This is a genomic window from Arthrobacter sp. L77, assembly GCF_000816565.1.
Classification (GTDB): Bacteria; Actinomycetota; Actinomycetes; order Actinomycetales; family Micrococcaceae; genus Arthrobacter_D; species Arthrobacter_D antioxidans.
In genome coordinates this window covers 259,740-286,198 of record NZ_JWSU01000004.1, presented here as the reverse complement: position 1 = coordinate 286,198, position 26,459 = coordinate 259,740, and the positions used below count along the sequence as shown (strand labels likewise).

Annotated in this window: 26 protein-coding genes; 8 read left to right on the top strand and 18 right to left on the bottom strand. The window is 71.0% G+C overall.

Annotated elements, in window-relative coordinates:
* The first annotated feature begins 115 nt into the window (after positions 1-115).
* Both RY94_RS03860 and RY94_RS03855 read left to right on the top strand, forming a co-directional pair.
* Positions 116-1,495, top strand: coding sequence for a hemolysin family protein (locus RY94_RS03860; protein ID WP_043443484.1), 1,380 nt, complete (start codon positions 116-118; stop codon positions 1,493-1,495).
* Complete coding sequence (locus tag RY94_RS03855) at positions 1,488-2,528, top strand: hemolysin family protein (protein ID WP_043441995.1); 1,041 nt, start codon at positions 1,488-1,490, stop codon at positions 2,526-2,528. Before RY94_RS03860 ends, RY94_RS03855 begins: the two co-directional genes overlap by 8 nt.
* Positions 2,529-2,697: 169 nt before the next feature.
* Here RY94_RS03855 and RY94_RS03850 read toward each other — a convergent pair whose 3' ends face one another.
* Positions 2,698-3,105, bottom strand: coding sequence for a DUF1801 domain-containing protein (locus tag RY94_RS03850; protein ID WP_043441992.1), 408 nt, complete (start codon positions 3,103-3,105; stop codon positions 2,698-2,700).
* A gap of 9 nt (positions 3,106-3,114) precedes the next feature.
* On the opposite strand from RY94_RS03850, the gene RY94_RS18315 reads away from it, so the two are divergent.
* Both RY94_RS18315 and RY94_RS03840 read left to right on the top strand, forming a co-directional pair.
* Positions 3,115-3,438, top strand: coding sequence for a GNAT family N-acetyltransferase (locus RY94_RS18315; RefSeq protein WP_331374754.1), 324 nt, complete (start codon positions 3,115-3,117; stop codon positions 3,436-3,438).
* 294 nt (positions 3,439-3,732) lie between these two features.
* Positions 3,733-4,683: a polysaccharide deacetylase family protein gene (locus RY94_RS03840; RefSeq protein WP_043443480.1), complete on the top strand. Its 951-nt coding sequence runs from the start codon at positions 3,733-3,735 to the stop codon at positions 4,681-4,683.
* 20 nt (positions 4,684-4,703) lie between these two features.
* Here the strand turns inward: RY94_RS03840 and RY94_RS03835 are convergent, their stop codons facing one another.
* The 4 genes from RY94_RS03835 to RY94_RS03820 all read right to left on the bottom strand — a co-directional run bounded on the left by RY94_RS03835 (position 4,704) and on the right by RY94_RS03820 (position 8,602).
* Positions 4,704-4,964, bottom strand: a complete 261-nt coding sequence (locus tag RY94_RS03835) for a DUF2630 family protein (protein ID WP_043441989.1) — start codon at positions 4,962-4,964, stop codon at positions 4,704-4,706.
* Positions 4,965-5,116: 152 nt separating this feature from the next.
* Positions 5,117-6,034: an aldose 1-epimerase family protein gene (locus RY94_RS03830; RefSeq protein ID WP_043441985.1), complete on the bottom strand. Its 918-nt coding sequence runs from the start codon at positions 6,032-6,034 to the stop codon at positions 5,117-5,119.
* Positions 6,031-7,542 (bottom strand): arabinosylfuranosidase ArfA, encoded by a 1,512-nt coding sequence (gene arfA, locus RY94_RS03825; RefSeq protein ID WP_043441982.1) that lies wholly within the window; start codon positions 7,540-7,542, stop codon positions 6,031-6,033. Before arfA ends, RY94_RS03830 begins: the two co-directional genes overlap by 4 nt.
* A 43-nt stretch (positions 7,543-7,585) precedes the next feature.
* Entirely contained in the window at positions 7,586-8,602 is a 1,017-nt protein-coding gene (locus tag RY94_RS03820) for a LacI family DNA-binding transcriptional regulator (protein WP_043441980.1), read from the bottom strand.
* Positions 8,603-8,747: 145 nt separating this feature from the next.
* On the opposite strand from RY94_RS03820, the gene RY94_RS03815 reads away from it, so the two are divergent.
* Positions 8,748-10,016, top strand: coding sequence for an FAD-binding protein (locus RY94_RS03815; RefSeq protein WP_043441975.1), 1,269 nt, complete (start codon positions 8,748-8,750; stop codon positions 10,014-10,016).
* 13 nt (positions 10,017-10,029) lie between these two features.
* Here RY94_RS03815 and RY94_RS03810 read toward each other — a convergent pair whose 3' ends face one another.
* Complete coding sequence (locus tag RY94_RS03810) at positions 10,030-10,890, bottom strand: MBL fold metallo-hydrolase (RefSeq protein WP_043441973.1); 861 nt, start codon at positions 10,888-10,890, stop codon at positions 10,030-10,032.
* Between the two features lie 234 nt (positions 10,891-11,124).
* Positions 11,125-11,745, bottom strand: coding sequence for a membrane protein YczE (yczE, locus tag RY94_RS03805; RefSeq protein ID WP_043441972.1), 621 nt, complete (start codon positions 11,743-11,745; stop codon positions 11,125-11,127).
* Between the two features lie 61 nt (positions 11,746-11,806).
* Here yczE and yczR point away from each other — a divergent pair, with 61 nt between their 5' ends.
* Positions 11,807-13,219, top strand: coding sequence for a MocR-like transcription factor YczR (gene yczR, locus RY94_RS03800; protein ID WP_043441970.1), 1,413 nt, complete (start codon positions 11,807-11,809; stop codon positions 13,217-13,219).
* A 28-nt stretch (positions 13,220-13,247) separates the two neighbouring features.
* Here yczR and RY94_RS03795 read toward each other — a convergent pair whose 3' ends face one another.
* From RY94_RS03795 to pdhA, 5 genes are all read right to left on the bottom strand, one after another.
* Positions 13,248-15,794, bottom strand: coding sequence for an excinuclease ABC subunit UvrA (locus RY94_RS03795; RefSeq protein WP_052274096.1), 2,547 nt, complete (start codon positions 15,792-15,794; stop codon positions 13,248-13,250).
* Between the two features lie 90 nt (positions 15,795-15,884).
* Positions 15,885-16,268 carry a hypothetical protein gene (locus RY94_RS17645; RefSeq protein ID WP_156135005.1) on the bottom strand — a complete coding sequence of 128 codons (384 nt, stop codon included), beginning with the start codon at positions 16,266-16,268 and terminating at the stop codon, positions 15,885-15,887.
* 69 nt (positions 16,269-16,337) lie between these two features.
* The gene (locus RY94_RS03785; RefSeq protein ID WP_043441961.1) at positions 16,338-18,035 is read right to left on the bottom strand and encodes a dihydrolipoamide acetyltransferase family protein; all 1,698 of its coding nucleotides are present in this window, start codon (positions 18,033-18,035) and stop codon (positions 16,338-16,340) included.
* Position 18,036: 1 nt separating this feature from the next.
* The gene (locus RY94_RS03780) at positions 18,037-19,107 is read right to left on the bottom strand and encodes an alpha-ketoacid dehydrogenase subunit beta (protein ID WP_043441959.1); all 1,071 of its coding nucleotides are present in this window, start codon (positions 19,105-19,107) and stop codon (positions 18,037-18,039) included.
* The gene (gene pdhA / locus RY94_RS03775) at positions 19,104-20,273 is read right to left on the bottom strand and encodes a pyruvate dehydrogenase (acetyl-transferring) E1 component subunit alpha (RefSeq protein ID WP_052273902.1); all 1,170 of its coding nucleotides are present in this window, start codon (positions 20,271-20,273) and stop codon (positions 19,104-19,106) included. Before pdhA ends, RY94_RS03780 begins: the two co-directional genes overlap by 4 nt.
* Positions 20,274-20,514: 241 nt before the next feature.
* Between pdhA and RY94_RS03770 the strand changes: the two genes are divergently transcribed.
* Together RY94_RS03770 and RY94_RS03765 are read left to right on the top strand one after the other, a co-directional pair.
* Positions 20,515-20,958, top strand: coding sequence for an Lrp/AsnC family transcriptional regulator (locus RY94_RS03770; RefSeq protein ID WP_043441957.1), 444 nt, complete (start codon positions 20,515-20,517; stop codon positions 20,956-20,958).
* A 55-nt stretch (positions 20,959-21,013) separates the two neighbouring features.
* Positions 21,014-21,673 (top strand): dihydrofolate reductase family protein, encoded by a 660-nt coding sequence (locus tag RY94_RS03765; RefSeq protein WP_043441955.1) that lies wholly within the window; start codon positions 21,014-21,016, stop codon positions 21,671-21,673.
* Positions 21,674-21,695: 22 nt separating this feature from the next.
* Here the strand turns inward: RY94_RS03765 and RY94_RS03760 are convergent, their stop codons facing one another.
* The 6 genes from RY94_RS03760 to paaA are packed head-to-tail and all read right to left on the bottom strand — an operon-like array spanning position 21,696 to position 26,349.
* The gene (locus RY94_RS03760) at positions 21,696-22,475 is read right to left on the bottom strand and encodes an enoyl-CoA hydratase/isomerase family protein (protein ID WP_043443476.1); all 780 of its coding nucleotides are present in this window, start codon (positions 22,473-22,475) and stop codon (positions 21,696-21,698) included.
* Between the two features lie 60 nt (positions 22,476-22,535).
* Complete coding sequence (paaE, locus tag RY94_RS03755) at positions 22,536-23,666, bottom strand: 1,2-phenylacetyl-CoA epoxidase subunit PaaE (RefSeq protein ID WP_043441953.1); 1,131 nt, start codon at positions 23,664-23,666, stop codon at positions 22,536-22,538.
* The gene (gene paaD / locus RY94_RS03750; protein ID WP_043441951.1) at positions 23,666-24,178 is read right to left on the bottom strand and encodes a 1,2-phenylacetyl-CoA epoxidase subunit PaaD; all 513 of its coding nucleotides are present in this window, start codon (positions 24,176-24,178) and stop codon (positions 23,666-23,668) included. The genes paaE and paaD overlap by 1 nt, the downstream gene beginning before the upstream one ends.
* 21 nt (positions 24,179-24,199) lie before the next feature.
* The gene (gene paaC, locus RY94_RS03745) at positions 24,200-25,024 is read right to left on the bottom strand and encodes a 1,2-phenylacetyl-CoA epoxidase subunit PaaC (RefSeq protein ID WP_043441946.1); all 825 of its coding nucleotides are present in this window, start codon (positions 25,022-25,024) and stop codon (positions 24,200-24,202) included.
* On the bottom strand, positions 25,021-25,368 hold the full coding sequence (paaB, locus tag RY94_RS03740) for a 1,2-phenylacetyl-CoA epoxidase subunit PaaB (protein ID WP_043441943.1): 348 nt from the start codon (positions 25,366-25,368) through the stop codon (positions 25,021-25,023). The genes paaC and paaB overlap by 4 nt, the downstream gene beginning before the upstream one ends.
* Positions 25,369-26,349 carry a 1,2-phenylacetyl-CoA epoxidase subunit PaaA gene (gene paaA, locus RY94_RS03735; RefSeq protein ID WP_043441940.1) on the bottom strand — a complete coding sequence of 327 codons (981 nt, stop codon included), beginning with the start codon at positions 26,347-26,349 and terminating at the stop codon, positions 25,369-25,371.
* Positions 26,350-26,459: the final 110 nt, after the last annotated feature.

Below are 26,459 nucleotides of genomic sequence, written 5' to 3'. Positions count from 1 at the left end.
CATCTTGCCCCAGTAGACTTGACGGCATTATGGATGACCCCCCGACGCATAGACCCGCGCCCCTCACCCGCCTGAACGCCGCACAGCCGGCCGATCGAGGATGGGGGGCGACACCGTGTACGAGTTAGTCATGATCGGCGTCGGCCTGATCCTCACCGTCGGCACAGGCATGTTCGTGGCCTCGGAGTTCGCGCTCGTGAACCTCGACCGCCGAGAGCTCGAAGCCCGCGACGCGCGCGGCGAGAAGGGCTTGAAGCCCACCATCAAGGCCCTAAAGATCACCTCGACGCACCTGTCGAGTGCGCAGCTGGGGATCACCCTGACCACGCTGCTCACCGGTTACACGTTCGAGCCGGCTATCAGCTCCCTGCTCCGCGAACCACTGCTCGGCGCCGGCGTCCCCGAGGCCTTCGTGCCCGGGATCGGCGCCGTGGTGGGCATCTTCCTCGCCACCGTGTTCTCCATGGTCATCGGCGAGCTGGTCCCGAAGAACTTCGCCCTGGCCCTTCCCCGACAGACCGCGAAGTTCGTCGTCCCGTTCCAGACCCTGTTCACCACGGTCCTGAAACCCGTGATCCTCCTGTTCAACAACACGGCCAACAAGATCATCCGCTCCTTCGGCATCGAACCCAAGGAAGAGCTCTCCGGTGCCCGCAGCGCCGAGGAGCTCAGCTCCCTGGTCCGCCGGTCAGCCCTGGAGGGCTCCCTGGACCAGGACCACGCCGAGCTGCTGCACCGTACCCTGCTCTTCTCCGACCACACGGCCGACGACGTCATGACACCCCGCGTGCGGATGACCTCCGTGAAGACCACCGACACCGCGGCCGAGATCGTCGCCACGGCAGTGACCACCGGGTACTCCCGCTTCCCCGTGATCGGTGAGGACAACGACGACATCCGTGGCGTCATCCACCTCAAGCAGGCCTTCGCCGTCCCCCTGGATGCACGGAGCATCACCACGGCCGGGAAGCTGATGGTCGAACCCCTGCGCGTCCCCGAATCCATGAGCGTCGACACCCTGCTGGGTCTGCTGCGCGGGCAGGGACTGCAGGTCGCGATCGTCACCGACGAACACGGCGGCACCGCAGGCATCGTCACCCTCGAGGACCTCATCGAGGAAATCGTCGGGGAACTCGAGGACGAACACGACCGCGCCCACGTCGGCGTCGTCCGGACCGGCAAGTCCCTCACCTTCGACGCGTCGCTGCGCCCCGACGAACTCAGGGAACGCACCGGTATCGACGTGCCCGAGGGCGAGGACTACGACACCCTCGCCGGATACGTGACCGACGAACTCGACAGGATCCCCGAACTCGGCGACGAAGTGGCCCTCAGCGACGGCGTGCTGCGCGTCGAGCGGGTCCTCGGAGCCCACGTGGAGCGCATCCGCTTCACCCCCACGGATCCCTCCGACTACCCGCAGAGACCCGAGGACGCGCAGAGCCGCCACGACCGCACCATCGACGAGCTGACGAAGGAACTGACCCATGAGTGAGTACCTGCCCGGACTGATCTGGCTGGTCGTGCTCCTGGCCGTCAACGCGTTCTTCGTCGGCGCCGAATTCGCGGTCATCTCCGCGCGTCGCTCCCAGATCGAGCCGCGCGCCGAGGAAGGCAGCAAGGCCGCGAAGACCACCCTGTGGGCGATGGAACACGCCACCCTGATGCTGGCCACCAGCCAGCTCGGCATCACCGTCTGCTCGCTGGTCATCCTCAACGTCTCCGAGCCGGCGATCCATCACCTGCTCGAGTACCCGCTGGCCCTGACACCGATCCCGCCCGAAGCGATCGGCGTGATCGCATTCGTCATCGCCCTGCTGCTCGTCACGTTCCTGCACGTGGTCCTGGGCGAGATGGTCCCCAAGAACATCTCGTTCTCCGTGCCCACGAAGGCCGCACTGATCCTGGCGCCGCCCCTGGTGTTCGTGTCCAAGGTCGTCAGGCCGGTCATCTGGACGTTGAACGGGATCGCCAACGGCATCCTGCGCCTGTTCAGGGTCGAGCCGAAGGACGAGGCGACCAGCGCCTTCACCCTCGATGAGGTCGCGACCATCGTCGAGCAGTCCACCAGGGAAGGCCTTCTCGCGGACGGAAGTGGCACCCTGACCAACGCGTTCGAGTTCACGTCCAAGACCGTGGCCGACGTCGAGGTCCCCATCCAGGACATCGTGCACCTGCCGGAGACCGCCAGCCCGGCCATCATCCAGCAGACGGTCAGCGACCACGGGTACTCCCGATACATCCTCACCCGCGACGGGGAACCGACCGGATACCTGCATCTGAAGGACGTCACGGATCTCTCCACCCCGGAGTCGTTCGATGCGCCGGTGCCGGCCAAGAGGGTCCGCCGGCTCGCGTCCGCGTACCGCAGCAGCGACCTCGAGGACGCCCTGGCGACCATGCGCCGCACCGGCGCCCACATCGCCCGCGTCTTCGACGCCGAAGGAAACACCACCGGCATGCTCTTCCTCGAAGACATCCTCGAAGAACTCGTCGGAGAGGTCCAGGACGCCACCAGCGCGGCCTGACGACAACCCTGCCGGCGCAGGCGCTGTGGAAACAGCTGCCTGCGCCGGCAGGACCAGTCCCCCGACCGCTGACCCGGACACCGATGCCTCACCAGCGAGCCGGTTCCGACGGTTGCTGCACGGGGTTCTGGAAGTTCATGCAGCGAGCTCAGGTGGTGCTTCTCCGGGCTCACCCGCCGGGATCGGCACGCCTGGTGATGCTGCGCCAACCGCCGGCCCGGTTGTCCGCGATGACAGCCCGGAAGATCTCGCGGAGCGCATCCTCGTCCACCGGCCGGTCCTCGTACACGGCGATCGTCCGTCCGGTCGCATTGCCGTGGCCGCCCGTGATGATGCCGTGCGGATCGGGTGCCAGGCCGCCGTCGTAGAGGAAGACGTTGACGTGGTCCCTGGTGGCGAGGAGAGCGCACACGTTCCCGTGGAGCACGAAGTAGGGCTGGCGGGTGCGCTTGATCGTCTCCTCGACGTCAGGATCGGCCTCGTGCACCACACGACGGACGATGCGGCAGATCTCCTGCTGCCAGTCCGGCAACGCGGCGATGTAGTCGTCGATACGGGAGTCAGGGGCTCCGGCCATGGAGACAGTGTGACAGCGGGGGAAAGCGGCGGGAAGGGGCTCGAATCCCCATCAGGCGAACGCGGCCCGTTCCTCAGCGCCCATGTGGGCTACTGGGTGGCCGGCTGGATGCAGGGTCGGGGCGTCTGCTCGGCCGCCCTGCAGGAAGCATTGCGGCAGGCCCGGGACGAGTTGGGCCTGCACCGCATCCAGGCGTCCGTCCTGCCGCACAACACGGCATCGACGGCCGTCCTGCACCGGGCAGGCTTCACGCTCATCGGGACGGCGCCCTCCTACCTCCGCATCGCCGGGTCCTGGCAGGACCACCTGCTGTACCAGCGCATCCTGCACTGATCCGATGCCCAACCCTCCCGGGCCGCCGAGGACGCCCGGCCTCGGAGTGCCCGGGCGATGGGCACGGCGGAGGCTGCGGCCCTGATGACCGTCCCGGTGTCCCTCGTGTTCCTCGTTCTCCGGAGGCGGATCGTGAGCGCGTCGGCGGGTGCCGTGGAGGAATGGACGGACCAAAGCCTCTGCCGTCCCCGCGCGCCACGGCCGATCATGGGCCTGACGGTGGTGCGAGGTTTCAGCCGCCCGGGATCGAGGGCATCGCGGCCGCTCTCGTGGACACCGTCCCGGGGAGGAACCATGACGACGGCACCGGCGGGGACAGCACGACGGCGATGGGCTGCCGCTCTCCTCACCCTCGTCCTCCTGGCGATCGCCGTGGTGATCGCCGTGGTGATCGCGGGCCGCGCCGACAGCCCGCCGCCGTCGGCCGGGCCCGCGGTGACCTCACCGGAGCCGGCCACGACATCCCCTTCACCGGCGGCACCCGCGACGGTGCCTGCGGCAGAGTCACCGGAACCGGTCCAGCCGCCGGTCGTCGTGCCCCCGATACCCCAACCACAACCGGGCCCGGAACCGGAACCGGTCACCCCGCAGCCCTCCGCACCCTTCCCGCCGTCACTACGCGGTCAGGACCTCACGGTGCTGCCCGGCGCAGGGAACGTCGTGGCGCTCACCTTCGACGCCGGAGCCGATGCCGAGGGCCTGCCGAAGATCCTGTCGACCCTGTCCGCGAAGGGAGTGCCCGCCACCTTCTTCCTGACCGGGACCTGGGCCGCGTCGAATCCGGGAGGGGTGGGACAGATCGCCGCGGCAGGCCACCGCATCGCGAACCATTCCCTGACGCACCCCGGCTTCACCGGTCTTTCGGATCCACTCATCGCCGACCAGGTCCGCGGAGCCGAGCAGACCATCCAGGCCGCCGGCGCCGACCCCCGCCCGTTCTTCCGCTTCCCCTTCGGTGAACGGGATGCGCGGACCATCGCCGCCGTGAACGACCTCGGGTACGTCCCGGTGCGGTGGACCGTGGACACCCTGGGCTGGAAGGGCACCAGCGGTGGCATCAGCACGCAGACGGTCACCGACCGTGTGCTGGGCGGACTCCAGCCCGGCGAGATCGTCCTCATGCATGCCGGGTCCAACCCGGACGACGGCAGCACCCTGGACGCTGACGCACTGGCCCAGGTCATCGATCGGATCAGCAGCGCCGGCTATGGCTTCGTCACCCTCGACCAGCTCGTGGGCGGCTGAGGACCTCGGGCAGCGGAACCCTAGGAACGGCTCCTCGAGCGGGGCCAGTAGCCCTCCACCTGGCTGACCGGGCGGACGGACGCGGCATCCGGGTTCTCGCCGTACTCCTTCTTGGCCCGCCGCTGCCGCAGCAGGTCCCAGCACTGGTCCAGGCTCTCCTCGATGCGGCGCAGGCGTCCCTCGTTCTCGTGGCCCCGGACACTGCCGGCCGTATGCTCCCGGAGCCGGTGCTCCTCCTCCACGAGGGAGCGGATGGTGGACAGGATGTCCTGGTCGTCCATGCCGGGCCTCCTCACCGTTCCTGGGGGTACCGTACCCGCGAACGCCGGACTGGACCAGAGCTCCCGCGGCGGCGAGAGGGCGCGAAAGGACCGCGCCCGGGGCGGGTGGGCGATCCTCTCCGGCCTCCCGACCGGGAAGGGGCCGGCCCGGGTCACAGTGCCGAGATGGTCCAGCCGGTCCGGTGCGTCGCCCCGGGGTCGAGGACGATCAGGTCCTCGCCGGTGTTGAAGGCGTCCGGCGGGCAGGTCATGGGTTCGACGGCGAGGCCGAGGCGCGTGCTCTCCGGCTTCAGCGGCAGGTCGGCCGTGTGGATCTGGACCCAGGGGCAGCTGCCGTCCCACACCATGGCCGTCCCGGTGCCGTGGATCGGGTCGGTGACCCGCACCGTGGCCCGGCCGGCGCCGTCGCGCTCCAGATCGGTGAATGCGTGGTCGATCTGCACGTCGCCGAGCGCGTGGGCCGTCCGGAAGTCGAACGGCGTCCCGGCGACGGCCTCCTTCGCCACGGGCAGCAGCCGGTCCGGCGTGACCGTCAGGACCGTGGCGGCGGGGAGTTCGAGCACCCAGTCGTTCAGGGGCGACGGCCCGGCGACGAGGTACGGGTGCGGGCACACGCCGTAGGGGGCACGCAGCGAGCCGGCGTTCGTCGCCGTGATGGACGTCCGGAAGCCCTGCGCGTCGACGGCGAAGCGTACCTCGAGGGCCACCTCGAAGGGGTAGGCCGCGACCGGTTCGATGGTGCACGCGAGCGTGACGGAGGAACCGGTGTGCTCCACGAGCGTCCAGGGGACGTCGAAGACGAGCCCGTGGAGGGCCGTGCCGCGCTCGGGCTCGTTGACCGGCAGCTCATGGGTGACGCCGTCGAACGCGTAGCGACCGTCCTCGATGCGGTTGGGCCACGGTGCCACGAAGGCGCCGCGGAAATTCGGCATCGCCTCCTGCGCACCGAAGCCGACCACGAGCGGACGGCCGTCGTGGGTGAGTTCGCGGACTGCAGCGCCGAGCGCGAGGACGACGGCCGTGTATCCGCCACCCTCGATCCTGTATTCGCTGGGATCGGTGCGGTTCATGCGAGGGCTGCAGCCGTCCAGGACACGGGAGGAAGCGTGATGGTGACGGCGCCGCCGTCGAGCCTGGCGGAGGTGTTCGGTCTCATGGTCACGCGGTCGGGCTCCTCGAGGGTGTTCCTGGCATATACGTCCGTATCGTACAGCGACTCCGCGGTGACCCCGGTGATCCCGGGGAGCGCCGCCACGTCGATGGTCACCGTCGTCTCCTCTGTCTGCGACCGGTTGACGAGGAACACGGCGGTGGCGCCCGTCGCGTCGTCGTGCGTCGCCACGGCGTCCACGAGCGGGACGACGCCGTACTCGCCGGTCGTGTACGTGCCGGCGTCGAGCGTGAGCTCGAGGACAGAGCCCCGCGCGAGCCTCGAGGTGATGGAGAACGGGAAGAAGGTCGTCTGGCGCCACGCGGGGCCGCCGGGCTCGGTCATGATCGGGGCGATCACGTTGACGAGCTGCGCCAGCGACGCCGAGGTGACGCGGTCGGCGTGCTTCAGCAGCGAGATCATGAGGTTGCCGAACACGACGGCGTCCGCCACCGAGTAGCAGTCCTCCAGCAGGCGCGGGGCGACGGGCCAGTTGTCGAGTCCCTCGATCCTGTCGACGGCCTCGAAGCGGCTGATGTACCAGACGTTCCACTCGTCGAAGGAGATGTTGATGGTCTTCGTACTGCCGCGGACGGCCTTGACGTGGTCGGCGGTCGCGACGACGGACTCGATGAAGTGGTCCATGTCGACGGCGGACGCCAGGAAGGAGCCGAGATCGCCGCCCTTCTCCTCGTAGTAGGCGTGGCAGGAGATGTAGTCGACGTCGTCGTACGTGTGCGAGAGGACCACGCGCTCCCACTCGCCGAACGTGGGCATGTGCGCGCTGGAGGAGCCGCAGGCCACGAGTTCGATCGAGGGGTCGAGCTGCCGCATCGCCTTGGCGGTGCGGGACGCCAGCTTGCCGTAGTCCTCGGCGGAGCGGTGGCCGAGCTGCCACGGGCCGTCCATCTCGTTGCCGAGGCACCAGATCCTGATGGCGAACGGATCGGGCCGGCCGTTGGCCATGCGCTGGTCGGCGAGGGCGGTGCCCTTGGGCAGGTTCGAGTACTCGAGGAGTTCCAGGGCCTCGAGGGTGCCGCGGGTGCCGAGGTTCACGGCGAGCATGAGCTCGCTGTCGACCTTCCGCAGCCAGGATGCGAATTCGTGCAGGCCCACCTGGTTGGTCTCGGTGGAGTGCCAGGCCAGGTCCAGCCGGGTGGGGCGCTCCTCACGCGGCCCCACGCTGTCCTCCCACCGGAAACCCGAGACGAAGTTGCTCCCGGGGTAGCGGATGGTCGAGACGCCCATCTCGCGGACCAGATCGATGACGTCCTGGCGGAAGCCCTCGTCGTCGGCCGTGGCATGGCCGGGCTCGTGGATGCCGTCGTAGACGTGGCGGCCGAGGTGTTCGACGAAGCCGCCGAAGATGTTGCGGTTGATGGGCCCGACCGCGAAGTGGGGGTCCAGTGTGAGGCGTGCGCTCTGCATGGGGCTGCTTTCTGCTCGGGGTGGGTGGGGCCGGGGCTGGTCCTCACCGGGACAGCGCGGAGGATTCCCGCTCGATGACCTGGAACCGCGCCTCGAACTCGCGCGGCGGGACCTCGCCGCCGCGCCCCACGATGCGCTCCTGCAGTACCCGCACCGCGGTGTCCGCGATCTCGTCCCTGCCCGGGTCGATCGTGGACAGCGTCGGCAGCGAGTACCTGCCTTCGTCGAGATCGTCGAAACCGATCACGGCGACATCCTCGGGGATCCTCCGCCCCGCCTCCTGCAGCACGCGCATGGCGCCGAGCGCCAGGGTGTCGTTCATGCCGAAGACCGCATCGAACTCGACGCCGGACGCGAGCAGCTCGCGCATGGAGGTGGCCCCGTTGGCCCGGTGCCAGAGCGTCGTATAGGCGACGAGGTCGGGGTCGAACGGGATGCGTGCGGCGTCGAGAGCCTGCCGGTACCCGCGCAGGCGCAGGCCGGCCGATCCGATCACCTCGCCCTCGTGGCCGCCGACGACGGCGATACGGCGCCGGCCCCGCGAGATCAGGTGCTCGGTCGCGGCGCGGGCGGAGTCGACGTTGCTCATGGTCACGTGGTCGGTGGGCCCACCGAAGATCCGCTCGCCGAGCAGCACGAGGGGGAAGTCGACGTTCAGGTGCTCGGCGTCCTCGTTGGACATGCCGAGCGGGCTGAACAGCAGCCCGTCCGTCATCTGCAGCCGCGGACCGGACAGGATCTCGAGCTCGCGGGAGCGGTCGCCGCCGGTCTGCTCGACGAGCACCTTCAGCCCCTGCCGCTCCGCCGCCCTGATGATCGAGCCGGCCAGTTCCGCGAAGTAGCTCAGCGAGAGTTCGGGGACGGCGAGCCCGATCACCCCGGTGCGGCCCGAGCGCAGGCTCCGCGCGGAGAGGTTGGGGCTGTAGCCGAGCTCGGCAATGGCGTCCATGACGCGCTGCTTGGTGTCGGCACGGATGTGCTCGTAGTCGTTGATGACGTTGGAGACGGTCTTGATCGAGACGCCGGCTGCGAGCGCGACGTCCTTCAGTGTGGCCGCCATGCCGCCCCCTCGGGTCCTGTCGTGATGCCCTGCACGTCACGCGTGAGCAGATTCTACAACGTTGTAGGATGGGCGGGCACCCCTCCGATCGTGCCGCCGCAGCCTCCACGTCCGCCGCCGCGACACCGGCCAGACAAGGACCACCATGCTCGAGGAACACGTACGGGACAGGCTCAACTGGGCGGGCAACTACGAGTACCGCGCCCGGACGATCCTGCACCCCACCTCGCTCGCCGATCTCCAGCGGGCCGTCGCGAAGGCCACCCTGGTCCGCGCGCTCGGCTCACGGCACTCCTTCAACGACCTCGCGGACAGCGCGGGGACCCTCGTCTGCCTGGACGTGCTCGATCCCGGGGTGCAGATCGACGAGGAGGCACTCACCGTCACGGTGGCCGCGGGCGTGCGGTACGGGGTCCTCGCCGAGCACCTGCAGCGGCGCGGCTTCGCCCTGCACAATCTCGCCTCCCTCCCCCACATCTCGGTCGGAGGCGCGATCGCCACGGCCACCCACGGCTCCGGGGACGCGAACGGCAACCTGGCCACCGCCGTCGTCGGGCTCGAACTCGTGACCGCCTCCGGCGACGCCCTCACCCTCGCCGCGGGTGACGACGACTTCGACGGCGCCGTCGTGGGCCTCGGCGCCCTCGGCGTCGTGCACCGTGCGACCCTGCGCATCGAGCCCTCGTTCGACGTGCGCCAGGACGTGTTCACGGACGTCCCGTGGGACGCGGTGCTCGCGGACTACGACGCCGCCACCTCCGCGGCCTACAGCGTCAGCCTGTTCACGGACTGGTCGGGCGACACCATCGGCCAGGCGTGGCTGAAGAGCCGCATCGACGCCGCCCGCCCCGCCCCCGACGCGTTCTACGGCGGGACGCCGGCGGACCGCGCCCACCACCCGGTGCCGGGGGTGGCCGCGGACCACTGCACACAGCAGCTCGGCGTTCCGGGACCGTGGTCGGACCGGCTGGCCCACTTCCGCCTCGCGTTCACCCCCAGCAACGGGCAGGAGCTGCAGACCGAGTACCTCGTGGGCCGCGACCACGCGGTCGAGGCGATCCAGGCGGTGCGCGCCCTCGCGCCGAGGATCGCGCCGCTGCTGCTGGTCTCGGAGGTGCGCTCCATGGCGGCGGACGAGCTGTGGCTCAGCAGCAACTACCGTCGTGACGGGATCGGCCTCCACTTCACCTGGAAGCCGCTGCAGGCCGAGGTCGAAGCCCTGCTGCCGGAGCTCGAGGCGGCCCTGCTCCCCCTGGGTGCCCGCCCGCACTGGGGAAAGCTGTTCGCGGCCGACGCCGCCCGGCTGGCGCCGCTCTATCCCCGCTTCGAGGACTTCCGGAGCCTCGCCGGGCGCCTGGACCCCGAGGGGAAGTTCCGCAACGACTTCCTCGACCGCACGGTCTTCGGGGCCTAGGAGCACACCGGCCTCAGTGCCTGCGCGTCAGCCACTTCCAGTGCGCGAGGGTGCGCAGACGGACGAGCAGTGCCCGGGACTGCTCGGGGCCGTACGGCAGGATGGGGATGGCCTTGGTCATGTCCACCGAGGCCTCGTCCATGGCCACGCGGGTCACCCGGATGGCACTCCGCATGGTGTTCATCTGCGTGGTGACGTCCCCGACAGCCACGGGCTCGCCGTGGCCGGGCACGAACACGTCGTAGAGGTCCTCGAGGGCGGCCATCTTGCCGAGCGTCCTCACCCAGTCCACGGGGAACGAATTTTCGAAGACCGGATCGGACCCCTCCTCCACCAGGTCTCCCGTGAACAGGACGTTCCCGGCGCCCACGAGCAGGTCGTGGTCGGTGTGGCCGCTCCCGAGGTGGAACAGCGTCACGGACACGTCGCCGAGGTCGAGGTCGACCGGCGTGCCCTCCACCAGCCGGTTCGCAGCCAGGATCCGGGTGTGCTCGCCGTCGCCCGCTGCCATGGCCGGCTCGATGGCGGCGACCAGCGCCCGCTGGTCCTCGCCGTTCTCGGTTTGCACGGCGCTGCACCGGGACGTCGCCCAGAAGTCCTCGACGCCGTGAGCGGCGAAGTAGTCGTTGCCGAAGAAATGGTCGGCATGGGCGTGCGTGTTCACGACGACGAGCGGCAGGCCGGTGACGGCCCGCACGTGCGAGTACACCTCCGCCGCGCCGAGCGGTCCTGCCCCGGTATCGACGACGAGCGCCTGCTCGGACCCGACGACGAGCCCGACATTCGTCCGGAAGCCCGCGGTGCGCAGTACGTAGATGCCCGGTCCGAGCTCACGCCACGGGCTGCGGGTCTCGCTGGGGACGTGGGTGGTCATGGGGTCCTCTCTGACGACGGAGTTCCAGTCTAGGTCGGCGGACCACCGGACCCGGCGGTCCGGCGCGCACCCGAGGGTCGGCAGGCGTCCGGGCCGACGGCGGCGGTCCCGTCACACGGCGACGGCGGCGGTCGGGTCAGACGACGGCGATCCGGTCACACGACGGCGGCGGGCCGGCCAGGGGGACCGATCAGACGGCGACGGCGATCCGGTCACACGACGGCGGCCGTCCGATCAGGCGGCGACGGCCACAGGCTCCCGAGGGGCGCGCTCCGGCATGCGGAAGATCGGCAGCGTCACGTTGATCAACGGCCCGATGAGCAGGGCGAAGGCGACGGTACCGAGGCCGACGGACCCGCCGAGCAGCCACCCGAGCAGCAGGACGGTCCCCTCGATGGCCGTGCGGGCGAGCCAGATCGGCAGCCCGAAACGGGCGTGGAGGCCCGTCATGAGGCCGTCGCGCGGTCCGGGCCCGAGGCGGGCGCCGATGTAGAGGCCGCTCGCGACCGCGAGCAGTACCAGTCCGCCGGCGAACAGGAGTATCCGCGCCCACAGCTGGGTGGGCTCCCCGAGCAGCGCGAGGCCGATCTCAGCGCTGGGTCCCACGAGCAGGACGTTGAGGACGGTCCCGATGCCCGGGCGCTGCCGGAGCGGGATCCAGAGCAGCAGGACGATCAGGCCGATGATGTTGGTCATGAAGCCGAACGGGATGCCGGTCTGGAGCGATCCGCCCTGCCCCAGGACATCCCAGGGCGAGACCCCGAGCGTGGCCCGGATCATCATGGCGAGCGAGAAACCGTAGAGGAAGAGGCCGAGCAGGAGCTGCAGCCCGCGTCGGGCACCGAGGAACGTCATGGTCCCAGTAGAACCGGCAATTGGCCTTACATCAAGATGCCAATCGTGCCATGGTGGCTTCATGATGGTTCTTCCCGCACGCCGCCTCGCAGCCGAACTCGGTGCGTGGCGCACCACGGGCCCGGCCTACGGGGCCCTGGCCGACCGCATCCGGCTGCTCACCCTCGACGGCCGCATCCCGCTGGGGACCCGCCTGCCGGCCGAACGCGAGCTCGCCGCACAGCTCGGCGTCAGCAGGACCCTCGTGGCGGCCGCCTATGCACGGCTGCGCTCGGCCGGCTACGTGGAGAGCACGCGCGGCTCGGGCAGCGTCGTCGCCATGCCGGGCCGGGAGGTGCCGGCGTACGACGACGGCGGAGCCGGCGTGGTCCTCGACCTCAGCAAGGCGGCACTCCCGGCCGCCCCGCAGGTGGGTGAGGCCGCCGCGAGGGCCGCGCAGGAACTTCCCGCCTACCTGAACGGCAGCGGCTACGATCCGCTCGGCCTGCCCCGCCTGCGGCAGGCCCTTGCCGACCGGTATGCGGCGCGGGGCGTCCCCACCGCGCCCGGCCAGATCATGGTGACCCTCGGAGCGCAGCACGCCATCTCGCTCCTGGCGCGCGCACTGCTCGGCCGCAGCGACTCGGCGCTCGTCGAGGCACCGAGCTACCCGCATGCGTACGAGGCCCTGCGCGCGGCCGGACGGCGTCTCCTGCCGGTGGCCGTCGATGCCCGTGACGGCTGGGACGACGACGGCCTCGAGCAGGCGTTCCGGCGGGGGCGGCCCACGCTGGCCTACGTCATGCCGGACTTCCACAACCCCACCGGGGCGGTGATGCCCGCTGCGCAGCGCGACCGGCTGATGGCGGCGGCCGCACGACCGGACACGGTGGTCGTCGCGGACGAGACGATGGCGGAGCTGCGGATCGACGCCGATCCAACGCCTCCCCTTGCCGCCTTCGGACCCGCCGTACTGGTCGGATCCATGGGCAAGACCGTGTGGGGCGGGCTGCGGATCGGATGGATCCGTGCGGAGGAGGACCTCATCCACCGGCTCGTCCAGTCCCGGTATGCGCAGGACCTCGGGACGCCGATCCTCGAGCAGCTCATCGCCCTCGAGATGCTGGGCACGTACGACGAACTGCTGCTTCTCCGTTCGAGGCAGCTGGCCGAGGGCCGCAGCCACCTCGAGGGGCTCCTCCACGACGCCCTGCCCGCGTGGGACGTCCCCCACGTCCGGGGCGGACTCTGCACCTGGGTCAATCTGGGGGCGCCGGTCAGCTCGCAGCTGGCGCTCGCTGCCAGGGACCGGGGCCTGCTGCTCGGCGCGGGCCCGCGTTTCGGGATGGACGGGGTGTTCGAGCGGTTCCTCCGCGTCCCCTTCGGCTACCCGGCCGAGGACACCCGCCGCGCGGTGGGCATCCTCGCCGCGGCTTGGCGGTCGCTGGACACCCGGGTCCCCGTCAGGGACGACTTCGCGCCGGCCCTGGTGTAGGACCGCGCATCAGGGGCAGGACTGCCGGTCAGGACCCGCCCCGGGCTCCGAGGTGCTCCGCGAGGTAAGGTGCCGTCGCGCTCACGTCGGGCGCGAGGCCGGCGATGTGCGCGGGCGTCCCGGCGGCCACGATCCTGCCGCCGGCAGAACCTCCGCCCGGGCCGAGGTCGATCACCCAGTCGGCGGCCGCCACGACCGCCATCGTGTGTTCGACGACGACGACCGTGTTGCCGGCCTCGACCAGTTTCCGCAGCTGCGCGAGGAGCAGCACCACGTCCGCGGGATGCAGTCCGGTGGTCGGCTCGTCCAGCAGGTAGAGGGTGTGGCCGCGCCGGGCCCGCTGCAGTTCGGTGGCCAGCTTGATGCGCTGGGCCTCTCCCCCGGAGAGCTCGGTGGCCGGCTGCCCGAGCCGCAGGTACCCCAGGCCCACCTCCTGCAGCGTGGCGAGCGAGCGAGCGGCAGCAGGGATGTCCCCGAGGGCGGACGCGGCGTCGTCCACGGTCAGGCCGAGGACATCCGCGATGGTGCGCCCGTCCAGCGTGACCTCGAGGGTCTCCTCGTTGTAGCGGGACCCGGCGCAGGCCGGGCAGGGGCCGTAGCTCCCGGGCAGGAACAGGAGTTCCACCGCCACGAAGCCCTCGCCCTGGCACGTCTCGCAGCGTCCGCCCTGCACGTTGAAGGAGAACCGGCCGGCCCCGAACCCCCGTGACCTCGCGGCGGGCGTCGCGGCGAATGCCTTCCGCACGGCGTCGAACAGTCCCGTGTAGGTCGCGAGGTTGGAGCGCGGTGTCCGCCCGATCGGCTTCTGGTCCACGCTGACCAGGCGGTCGAAGGCCTCCAGTCCGCTGATGCCCGCCACGGTGGCGCCGGCGTCAGTCTCGGGGGCCGTCCCGTCGTCGACCGGTTCGATGTCGGCGGGGGTGTCGTCGCGGACGTGCGCGCCGACGGCTTCCGCGAGGACCTTGCTGACGAGCGTCGACTTCCCCGATCCGGACACACCCGTCACGGCGGTCAGCACGCCCACGGGGATGGCGGCGTCGAGTCCCTCGAGATTGTGGCGCCGGATGCCCTCGAGGCGCAGCCAGGCCGAGGGTTCGCGGGCTGCGCCGTCCACCGGCGCCGTCGGCGCGGCCCGGGCCAGGAACGGCGCAGTGAGCGAGGCCTGGACATCCGCGAGCCCGTCGGCCGGGCCGCTGTAGATGATGCCGCCCCCGCCTTCCCCGGCGAGCGGGCCGACGTCGACGATCCAGTCCGAGCGCCGCACGACGTCCATGTTGTGTTCGACGACGAACACCGAGTTCCCGGCGTCCGTGAGTGCTTCGAGGACGGCGAGGAGCGGCTCGACGTCGGCGGGGTGCAGCCCGGCGGACGGCTCGTCCAGCACGTAGACGACGCCGAACAGGCCGGAGCGGAGCTGCGTGGCGATGCGCAGCCGCTGCATCTCGCCCGGCGAGAGCGTGGGGGTGGCGCGGCTCAGGCTGAGGTAGCCCAGGCCGAGGTCCACGAGGACGTGGAGGCGCTGCACGAGGTCGCGGCTGATGGTGACCGACACCTCCGTCCCCTCCCCCGAGGTCCACGACCGGTGCGCGGCCACCGGGTGCTCCAGCGTGGCCGCCGGCCCGAGGTGCACGGCGAGGTCCGCCAGGGGCAGGGCGTTCGCCTCCGCGATCGACAGCCCGGCGAACGTCACGGCGAGTGCCTCCGGACGCAGGCCGCTCCCGCCGCACACGCCGCACGGGCCGGATTCCATGAAGGGCAGCACGCGGTCGCGCATCTGCTGGCTCTTGGAGTCGCGGAGGGTGTGCATGACGTAGCTCTTCGCACTCCAGAAGCGCCCCTTGTAGGGCTTGGCCACGCGGTCCCGCTGGGGGGTGACCTCGACGACGGGCTGCTCCTCGGTGAACAGCAGCCAGTCCCGCGCCTGCTTCGGCAGCGTCCGCCAGGGCACGTCGATGTCGTGACCGAGCTCGACGACGACATCACGGAGGTTCTTGCCCTGCCAGGCGCCCGGCCATGCGGCGATGGCGCCCTCGCGGATGGTCAGGTCCGGATCGGGGACGAGGGTCTCCTCGGTCACATCCCTCGCGATGCCCAGGCCATGGCACCGCGGGCACGCTCCCGCGGCGGTGTTGGGCGAGAAGGCATCGGATTCCAGGCGTTCGACGGCGTCCGCCGGGTAGGTGCCCGCACGGGAGTAGAGCATCCGGAGCGAATTGGAGAGGGTGGTGAGCGTCCCGACGGTCGAGCGCACGCTCGGCGTCCCACGCCGTTGCTGGAGCGCCACGGCGGGAGGGAGCCCGGTGATCGAACCGACGTGCGGCGAATGCCCCTGCTGGATGAGCCTCCGCGCGTAGGGGGCAACCGATTCCAGGTAGCGGCGCTGCGCCTCGGCGTAGATCGTCCCGAACGCCAGCGAGGACTTGCCCGACCCCGAGACCCCGGTGAAGGCCACCACGGCGTCACGCGGAACGTCGACGTCGACGCCCCGCAGGTTGTTCTCGCTGGCTCCCCGGACGCTGACGAAGCCGTCCCGGGCGATGGCGGGGTGGGCAGGGGCGTTGTTCGGCGACTCGATCACCACCCCAACCCTACGGTTCTCCGATGGGCGTGCGGGACCGGACCGCCCGGGCCGCCCGGACGGGGATCGTGCTACCAGCCCGGTGCCCTAATGCTTCCCGGGCCCCGCAGGCTCGTCCGGCTGCTCCCGCTCCTCCGGCTGTGTGGCCGCGGGCGGTTCCGTCTGGTGCTTCCGCACCGCGTAGTGGTGCCCGAGGGAGTCCGTATGGATCTCCATGGAGAGCAGGGTGCTGTCCGACTGCTCCTCGGCGGCGTCGTGGCGGTGCACGACCGGCGTGCCCCCGTCACTGCGCGCCGCCGGTCCGAGGAAGGTCCGCGCGGCGGTGTCGAGCCCGTTGAAGAAGGACCGGTGGGCGTGCGCTTCCGCGTGCGGCGGCTCCTGGACGGGCCCACCGGCGGCCGTCGACGCCACGGGGGACGGACTGGCCGACTGCTGGTCGTGCTTCCTGTGATTCCGGCGGATTTTCATCATGCACCTGATTCATCGTGGGAGCCTCAGTCTACTCCGCCGGGTCCTCGAGGAACCCGGCGGACCGCACGCCTACAGGTCGGCGAGCATCCCGCCCGGGTTCTCGATCGCGTCCGCCACGAACCGGAGGAAGCCCCCCGCCGTCCCGCCGTCGCACACGCGGTGGTCGAACGCGAGCGTCAGCTCGGTCACCTTGCGCACCGCCAGCCCGCCGTCCACGACCCACGGGCGGTCGATGATCCGGCCCATCCCGAGGATCGCCGATTCCGGGTAGTTGATGATGGCCGCACTGCCGTCCACGCCGAACACCCCGTAGTTGTTCAGGGTGAAGGTACCGGAGGACAGGTCCGACGGCGTGGCCCTGCCCTCGCGTGCCAGGGCGGCGAGGCGACGGATCTCGGCGTCGAGCCCGCGGGCGGACAGGGTGTCCGCCCGACGGACGCTCGGTACCACGAGGCCACGATCCGTCTGCGCTGCGATCCCGAGGTTCACGCCGTCGACCCGCACGATCTCCTGCGCACCGTCGGCGCCCGTCGCGATCCGGCTGTTCAGCTCCGGGTAGCGGGCCAGGCCTGCCACGACGAACCGCGCCACGAAGGCCAGCAGGCCGGGCACCGCGTCCGGCGTCCTGCGCTTCATCGCCTCGCGCAGTTCCACGAGGGCGGTGGCGTCGACGTCCACCCAGACCGTGGCCTCGGGGATCTCGCGCCGGCTGCGGGTCATCGCATCGGCGATCGTCCGCCGGACCCCCTTCAGCGGACTGCGTTCGAGGACCGCGAGGCCCGACCGGGAGTCGAGCGGGACGTCGGCGGCTCCAGGGGCGTCGCCCAGCGCGGGGCGGGCCACCGCGTCGAGGGTCGCCGTCGCTGCGCCCGCAGCGGCGTCCACGCCGGATCCGGGGGTGGCCCCGACGTCCCGCACCGTCGCCGCGGCGATCGCCTGCTCCACGTCGCGGCGGAGGATCAGCCCCTGCTCCCCCGACCCGCGGAGGTCCGTGAGCCGCACCCCGTTGTCCCGCGCGAGTTTCCGGACCAGGGGCGAGACACACGTCGGTGCCGTGCCGGCGGCGGACGCTGCGGTTCCGGTGTCGGGAGCGGAGGTCGTGCCGTCGGTCGCCCCGACCGGAGCAGCGGGCTCTGCGACGGCAGCGGCCGGCGACGGGGTCGTCCGAGCGGCGGGCAGGAGGGTGGCCGGAGCGGCCGGAGCGGCCGGCGCAGCGGATGCCGCCGGCGACGCAGCAGCTCCCGCCGTCGCGCCCTTGCGGGGCCGGGTGCGACCACCGGTGAGACCACCGGGAGTGCCGTAGCCGATCAGCACGTTCCCCGAGCCGCCGTCGACCGCCGGCGCATCGTCGTCCCGCGTGGCGGCGGCAGGGACGCCGGCCTCCTCGCGGAGCTCCGCCGCGGCGGCTTCGACGCCTGCGCCGGTGATCGTGCCGGTGGCGTCGGCTGCCGGCCCCGCAACCGCCGGCGTGGTGTCGGCGGATCCGGCGCCCGCAGGCCCGTCGCCCTCGGGCCGGACCGAGAGGAACGGCGCCCCGACGTCGAGCATCTCGCCGGGCCTGCCGTGCAGCACTGCGACGGTCCCCGCGAAGGGCGAGGGGACCTCGACCACCGACTTGGCGGTCTCGACCTCCGCGATCGGCTGGTCGACGGCCACGGTGTCGCCCTCGGCGACGAGCCAGGACACCAGCTCTGCCTCGGTCAGGCCCTCTCCGAGGTCGGGGAGGGTGAACACCTGGAACCCGGAATCGACGGCGGGTGCACTCATGTCAGTCCTCCCACTGCAGGTCGTCCACGGCGTCGAGGATGCGGTCGACGCTCGGCAGGTAGAAATGTTCGAGCTTCGGCGAGGGGTACGGGATGTCGAACCCGGTCACGCGGAGCACGGGGGCTGCGAGGGAATGGAAGCAGCGTTCCTGCACGCGGGCCACGATCTCGGACGCCACGGACACGAAGCCGGGAGCCTCCGCGACGACGACGGCGCGGCCGGTCCGACGGACGCTGGCGCACACGGTCTCGTCGTCGAACGGGACGATGGAGCGGAGGTCGATGACCTCGATGGACCGGCCCTCCTCGGCGGCCGCCGCGGCCGCGGCGAGCGCCGTCGGCACGGATGGTCCGTAGCTGATGAGGGTCGCGTCGGTCCCCGGGCGGGCCACGACGGCCTTGCCGATGCGCCGGGGTGCCTGTCCTGCCTCGAAGGTCCTGCGCAGCTCCGTGAGGTCCACCTCCTCCTTGGACCAGTACAGCTTCTTCGGTTCGAGGAACACCACGGGGTCCGGTGACGCGATGGCCTCGCGGAGCATGAAGTAGGCGTCGCGGACGGTGGCGGGGGCCAGGACCGTCAGGCCGGGGGTGTGCGCGTAGTAGGCCTCGGAGGAGTCGCAGTGGTGTTCCACGCCGCCGATGCCTCCGGCGTACGGGATCCGGATGACCAGGGGCAGGCGGACCTTGCCCTTCGTGCGGTTGGGCATCTTCGCGACATGGCTCACCACCTGCTCGAAGGCCGGATAGGCGAAGGCGTCGAACTGCATCTCGACGACGGGCTTCATGCCGTTCATCGCCATGCCGATGGCCATGCCCATGATGCCTGCTTCGGCGAGCGGCGTGTCGAAGCAGCGCTCCTCGCCGAAGCGGGCCGTCAGCCCGTCCGTGATCCGGAAGACGCCGCCGAGCGTCCCGACGTCCTCGCCGAACATGAGCACGGAGGCGTCGGCCGCCATGGAGTCGGCGAGGGCGGCGTTGAGGGCCTTGGCGAAGGTGGACGTCACGCGTCCGCCCGGCGCGGTGTCGGGCCGGGCTGCCACGCCCCCGGTGGGTGCCTCCGTGGTCTGCGTCATCGTCGCTCCGCCTTCGTGTCCTCGGCAGGGGTTCCTGCGCCTGCGGCGTCGCGCGCCAGTTCCTCGCGCAGCTGCTCGGCCTGCTCGCGCAGCTGCGTCGTCTTCTCCGTGTACACGTACTCGAACAGCTCTGCCGGGTTCACCGTGACCTCCGTGTTGAGTCCTTTCCGGATGGCGGCGGCGATCGCGTCCGCCTCGTCGGCCAGGGCCTGCTCCAACTCGTCCGTCAGCAGGTCCAGTGCGCGCAGGTAGGTGCGCATGCGGGTGATCGGGTCCTTCGGCACCCAGCGTTCGACGTCGTCGGCGGAGCGGTAGCGCGTCGCGTCGTCCGCGTTGGTGTGCGCCTGCATCCGGTAGGTGTGCGCTTCGACGAGGGTGGGGCCGCCGCCGTCGCGCGCCCTGTCCACGGCCGCACCCAGCACCGCGAGGAGCGCGGCGAGGTCGTTGCCGTCCACGCGCTCGCCCGGCATGCCGTACCCGATGGCCTTGTGGGCGAGGGACGGCGCCACGCTCTGGTTCCTGAGCGGCACCGAGATGGCGAACTCGTTGTTCTGGACGAAGAACACGACGGGGACGTGGAACACGGCCGCGAAGTTCAGAGCCTCGTGGAAGTCCCCCTCGCTGGTCGCCCCGTCACCGCACATGGCGAGGACGACGGTCGGTTCGCCGCGCAGCTTGGCGGCGTGGGCGACGCCGACGGCGTGGAGGAGTTGCGTGGCCAGCGGCGTGGCCTGGGTGGCGACGCGGTGCTCGTGCGGGTCGTAGCCGCTGTGCCAGTCGCCGCGGAGCAGCGTGAGGACCTGGAGCGGGTCGACGCCGCGCGTGATGACCGCGACCGTGTCCCGGTAGGTCGGGAAGAGCCAGTCCTCGGCGCCGAGGACCACGGCGGCGGCGACCTGGCAGGCCTCCTGACCGTGGGATGAGGGGTAGACGGCCATCCGGCCCTGGCGGACGAGGGCATTGGCCTGGTCGTTGATGCGGCGACCGGCGATGAGACGGCCGTAGGCGTCGAGCAGCCGATCGCCGTCGGGGAGCAGGTAGCGCCCGTCGGTGTGATGGTGGCCGTCCGGGTCCACCAGCTGCACGGGCTCCGCCGACGGGAGCAGCACGCCGTCCGGCGTGGTGCCGCCGTCGTATGGTCCGCCGTCGGGTGCGCCGCCCAGCATGCTGTCGCGGCCTTCATTCGTTGCCGTACTCATTCCGCCTCCATCACCAGCCGCTGCAGCGGCCTCCCGTTTCCGGCGCGGAGCGGTAGCCCCGGCACTGGATGCTGTGTGAGACCAGTATGGGCACCGGGCAACTTTTGTATCCATGGAGTCGACGAAGTGTGGATATTCGATCGGAGAGGGCGGTATTCTTTGGACGAATCGGCAGTGTGACCTGCATTACGCGAAGGAGCGTGGACACGTGGTGGACGGAGTGCTCGACGACGTCGATCGGAAGATCCTCGCCGAACTCACGCGGGACGGGCGTCAGTCCGTGACCTCGGTGGCGGAACGCGTGCATATCTCGCGGGCGCACGCCTACTCCCGCATCGCGAAGCTGACCGAGGACGGCGTACTGACGCGGTTCACGGCGATCATCGACCCGGCCAAGGCCGGCCTCCGCTCCTCCGCCTACGTGACGCTCAAGGTGCGGCAGCACTCCTGGCGCGAGCTCCGCGACAGGCTGCGCAGCGTTCCGGAGATCCACCACATCGCGCTGGTCGGCGGGGACTTCGACGTCATCCTCCTGGTGCGGGCCGAGGACAACGTGGGGCTGCGGCGGGTGATCTTCGACCAGCTGCAGTCGATGCCGGGCGTCCTCGATACGCAGACGTTCCTGGTCTTCGAGGACCTCGACACGCGCTGAGACCCCGGGGAGCATGGTCATGGTCCGGTGATCGTGAACTGCACAAGGAGATCCCATGTCCCTCGTCCGCGTCCATAACTTCTCCGTCTCCCTCGACGGCTTCGGCACGGGTGAGGGCCAGCACCTCGACGCCCCGTTCGGTCACGCGGGCTCACGGCTCATGGAGTGGGCGATCGGGACGCGCACCTTCCGCGCGATGGGCCTTCACGGGGACGGGCCGGGGTCCTTCGGCGTCGACGATGCGTTCGCCGCCGCGTGGGGGCCCGGGATCGGCGTGGAGATCATGGGGCGGAACAAGTTCGGCCCCCACCGCGGCCCCTGGGAGGACGAGGAGTGGAAGGGCTGGTGGGGCGGGAACCCGGTCTTCCACACCCCCGTCGTCGTCCTGACGCACCATCCCCGGCCGATCCTCGCGATGGAGGGCGGGACGACCTTCCACTTCGTCGACGCCGACCCCGCGTCCGCGCTGGAGCAGGCCCGAGCCCTGGCCGGCGGCCTCGACGTCCGGATCGGCGGCGGCGCCATCACGGTGCGACAGTTCCTCGAGGCCGACCTCATCGACCACTTGCACGTCGTCGTCGTGCCGATCGTCCTGGGCCGGGGCGAACGCCTGTGGGACGGCCTCGAAGGGCTCGAGGAGCGCTTCGAGATCGAGGCGGCGCCCTCCCCGACGGGGGTCGTGCACCTGGTCCTCACGCGCCGCACCGCCCGGTAGGCCCGACGGCCGCGGCGTGGGGTCACGCGCCGAAGCGCGGTGCCCGTTTCTCCCGGAACGCCTCGAGGCCCTCGCGGTAGTCGTCCGAGGCCCCGAGCACCCCCTGGACGTCGTTCTCGCCGCTGATGGCCTGCCACAGGCCGAGCCGCTCGTCGCGGATCCGCGCGACGAGCTGCTTCGAGGCGACCAGTGCCTGCAGCGGACCCGCCGCCGCCCGCGCTGCCTTGGCCCGGGTGAAGTCGAGCAGCTCCCCGGCGGGCACGGCACGGCTGAAGAGTCCGCCGGCCACTGCCTCCGCCCCCGTCATCAGGTCACCCGTGTACATGAGGTCCAGGGCCCGGTGCGGACCGAGCCGCTCCGTGAACAGCCAGTGCCCCCCGGAGTCCAGCGCCAGCCCGAGGGCGGCGAACGGCGAGCCGATCTTCGCGGTCTCCGCGACGTACACGACGTCGGTCGCGAGCAGCAGGCCCAGCCCGACGCCGAGGCAGGCGCCCTGCGCCGCCGCGAAGGTCGGGGCCGGGAAGTCCGCCATCTTCCGCAGCAGCGGGGTGAGCGTGGCGTCGAGGAACGCGAAGGCGTCGTCGGCCCCGGGTTCGATCGGACCGAGGTTCCGGCCCGCGCAGAACGCACGCCCCTCCCCGCGCAGCACGAGCGCACGGACGGTGCCGTCGCGCACCCCGGCCGCTGCGGCGTCGTACGCGTCGGAGAGCGCGGAGAGCGCCTGCTCGTCGACGGCGTTGAGCCGGTGTGGCGCGTCCAGCACCACCTCGGCGATCCCGCCGTCGATGCTCAGGCGGATCATGCCGGCGGAAGGGTCACTGCTCGACGGCGTCGCGGTGGAGGGGGTGGTCATGGCTGCCTCTCAGGCGTCGTAGTCGACGGCGACGGCGTCGCTCGTGGGGTGGGCCTGGCACGTGAGGACGAATCCTGCGGCGATCTCGTCGGGTTCGAGCGCGTAGTTCTCGTCCATCGCTACCGTCCCCTGGACGAGCTTCGCGCGGCACGTCCCGCACACCCCGCCGGCACAGGCGAACGGCACGTCGGGCCGCACCCTGAGGGCGGCGTTGAGGATCGATTCGCGGGCGTGGGTGGGGCTCTGGACGGAGCCCTGCAGACCGTCCAGGTTGAAGGAGATGGTGTAGTTCTCCCCGTTGTCCGCCGGCGTCACGGGGTGTCCGTGGCTGCCCTCGGGCCGGGTGGGCTCGCCGGTCGTGAACAGTTCGAACCGCACCTTCTCCGTGGGTACGCCGCGTTCGGTGAGGAAGTCCCGGCACAGCTGGACGAGCTCGAACGGCCCGCAGAGGAACCACTCGTCCACGCGGGCCGGGTCGATGACCGTGCCGAGCAGTTTCTCCAGCTTGTCGGCGTCGATCCTGCCCGAGAGCAGCGGCGAGATGCGCTGCTCTCGGGACAGGACGTGGTGCAGCGCGAAGCGGGCGGGGTAGCGGTCCTTGAGGTCGGCGAGCTCCTCGAGGAACATGACGTCCATCGCGGCCCGGTTCGCATACACGAGGTCGAAGCGCACGTTCGGGCCGCCGGCGAGCATGGACCGGGCGATCGCGATCACCGGGGTGATGCCGGACCCCGCGGCGACGGCGACGAACGAGACCGACTGCTCTCCCGGCGTCGTGCGCGGGGTGAACTGCCCGAGCGGGCTCATGACCTCGAGGGTGTCCCCCGCCGTCAGGGACTCGTTGACCCAGGTGGAGAAGACGCCGCCGAGATCGCGTTTCACGGCGACGCGCAGCTCCCCGGGGCGCGGGTCGGCGCAGATCGAGTAGCTGCGGCGGACCTCTTTCGGCACGCCGTCGACGTCGAGGGTGGTGCGCAGCGCGACGTACTGCCCGGGCAGGTACCCGAACTGGTCCTGCAGGTTGGGAGGGACGTCGAGGGTGACCTCGACGGCGTCCTCCGTCAGCCGGCGGACGCTGCGGACGGTGAGCGTGTGGAAGGCGCTCCGCCGCTTGGTGGAGGGGGCGAGGACAACGGCCATCAATGCACCTTGAAGTAGTCGAAGGGTTCCCTGCAGTCGTTACATACGTAGAGCGCCTTGCAGGAGGTGGACCCGAAGCGGGTCAGTTCGCGGGTGTTCAGGGACGAGCACTGGGGGCACTTGACGCTGAGGCCGATGCGCACCGGGCCGGCGGCGGCCTTGCCCGTGGGCGGCGCGATGCCGTACTGCGCGAGCTTCGCCTTGCCGTCGTCGCTCAGCCAGTCCGTGGTCCAGGCGGGCGAGAGCACGAGCCGGACGGCGACGTCGTCGTAGCCTGCCGCGTGCAGTGCCGAGGTGACGTCGTCGCGGATGGCGTCCATCGCCGGGCAGCCCGAATAGGTGGGGGTGATCGCGACCTCGACCCGGCCCGACGGCGCCACGTGCGCCGCACGCAGCACCCCGAGGTCCTCGATGGTGAGCACCGGGATCTCGGGGTCGCAGACCGTCGCAGCGACGTCCCAGGCCGCCGCGTCGGGCGCCGCCGAGGGCCGCAGCTCCGTCCCGGTCACCATGACGGCCCCATCAGGACGTCCTCACCAGGACGCGCCCGGGAATTCGCGGGCGAGGACCTGCATCTCGGCGAGCATGTACCCGAGGTGCTCGCTGTGGCGCCCGAGGCGTCCGCCCCCCACGGCGCCCGGCACCGCCGGGACCTCGAGTTCGGCCTCAGTGAGGACCTCGCCGACGGCGCTGTCGAAGGACGCGCGGAGCTCGCTGGGGCGCACGCCGGCACCACCCACCTCGTCGATGAGCGGGTAGTCCGTGAACAGCTCCTCCACATAGGGCCAGGTGAGTCGGAGCCCGGCGATCATCCTGCGGCGCGACTCCTCGGTGCCGAGCGCGAGGCGCAGGACCCACTGGGTGGCGTGGTCCCGGTGGTAGTCCACCTCCTTGACGGCCTTCGCGGCGATCGCGGCGAGGGTCGGGTCGCTCGAATGCACGAGGCGGGAGTAGAGCTCCCACTGGTAGAGCGCGACGACGAACTGCCGGGCGATGGTGCGGGCGAAGTCCCCGTTCGGCTGCTCCACGAGGTGCACGGAGCGGAACTCGGGCTCGCGGCGGAAGTAGGCCAGGTCGTCCTCGGTCTTGTCCCAGGCACGGCCGGCGTAGGTCAGGAACGAGCGGGCGTGGCCGATCTGGTCCAACGCGATGTTCGCCAGCGCCACGTCCTCCTCGAGTTCGGGCGCCCGGGAGATCCACCAGCCGAGCCGCTGCGCGAGGATCAGGGCGTCGTCGCCGAGCCCCAGCGCGTACCGGGCCACGGCGTCGCCGGGCGTCGCGTCCCGGAGGGCGATGTCCTCGGGCCGCAGTGCGTTGCCCGGGGTGATGCGGGTGGCACTGGCGTTCGCCTCGCTCACAGGTGCTTCACCCCCTCGCTCTTCGTGTAGTAGGTGGGGTGGCGGTAGTCCTTGCCCTGGGGCGACTCGAAGAAAGCGTCCTTCGCGTCGGGATCGCTCGTGATGATCGACGACGCCGGGACCACCCACAGGCTCACGCCCTCGTTGCGGCGCGTGTACAGGTCACGTGCGTTCCGGACGGCCATCTCGGCGTCGGGTGCGTGCAGCGATCCCGCGTGCACGTGCGAGAGCCCGCGCGAGGACCGCACGAAGACCTCCCAGAGCGGCCAGGCCGCGCGTTCCTCATGGAGGCCCGACGACGGTGCCGTCGCGCCGTCGTCGCCCGTCGTCGCTCCGCCGGTCATCTAGGCCGCCTTCGTCGTCGTGTGCTTCGCGGCCTGCCGGGCGGCGTAGGCCGTGGCGGCCTCCCGGACCCAGGCACCGTCCTCGTGCGCTTCCCGCCGCCGTTCCATGCGCTGGGCGTTGCAGGGGCCGCGGCCGGCGAGGACTTCCTTGAACTCGTTCCAGTCGAGGGGGCCGTACTGCCACCGGCCGGTCTCCTCGTCGAAGCGGACATCCTTGTCCGGCAGGTCGAGTCCGAGGACCGTGATCTGCTCGACCATCATGCCGACGAAACGGGACCGCAGCTCGTCGTTGGAGAAGCGCTTGATCTTCCATTCCATGGACTTCTGCGAGTTGGGTGAGTCCTCGTCCGGCGGACCGAACATCATGAGCGACGGGGCGTACCAGCGGTTGACGGCGTCCTGGGCCATGGCGCGCTGCTCGGGGGTCCCGTTGGCCAGCTCGAGGAGGATCTCGAAGCCCTGCCGCTGGTGGAACGATTCCTCCTTGCAGATGCGGACCATCGCGCGCCCGTACGGGCCGTAGGAGGCGCGGCAGAGGGGCACCTGGTTGCAGATGGCTGCTCCGTCGACGAGCCAGCCGATCGCCCCGATGTCGGCCCAGGTGAGTACGGGGTAGTTGAAGATGCTCGAGTAGCGGGCCTTGCCGGCGATGAGGTCCTCGGTCATCTGCTCGCGCGGGGTGCCGAGCGTCTCCGCGGCGGAGTACAGGTACAGTCCGTGCCCGGCCTCGTCCTGGACCTTGGCCATGAGGACGGCCTTGCGCTTGAGGGACGGCGCGCGCGTGATCCAGTTGGCCTCCGGCTGCATGCCGATGATCTCGGAGTGCGCGTGCTGGGAGATCTGGCGGGTCAGGGACTTGCGGTAGTCCGCGGGCATCCAGTCGCGCGGTTCGATCCGGGAGTCCCGGGCGATGAGGTCGTCGAAGACCTTCTCGCCCGCGGCGTCGTGGTCCGCGCGGGTGTCGATCGCTGTAGCCGTCATGGTGCCTGCCTCGCTCGTCCGGACGTCCGGTTTATTTACCGACCGTTCGTTCAGTATAGGGAGGGGGCAGGAGGACGGTCAACGGTCGGACGGCCAGGGGCGGCCTGTGC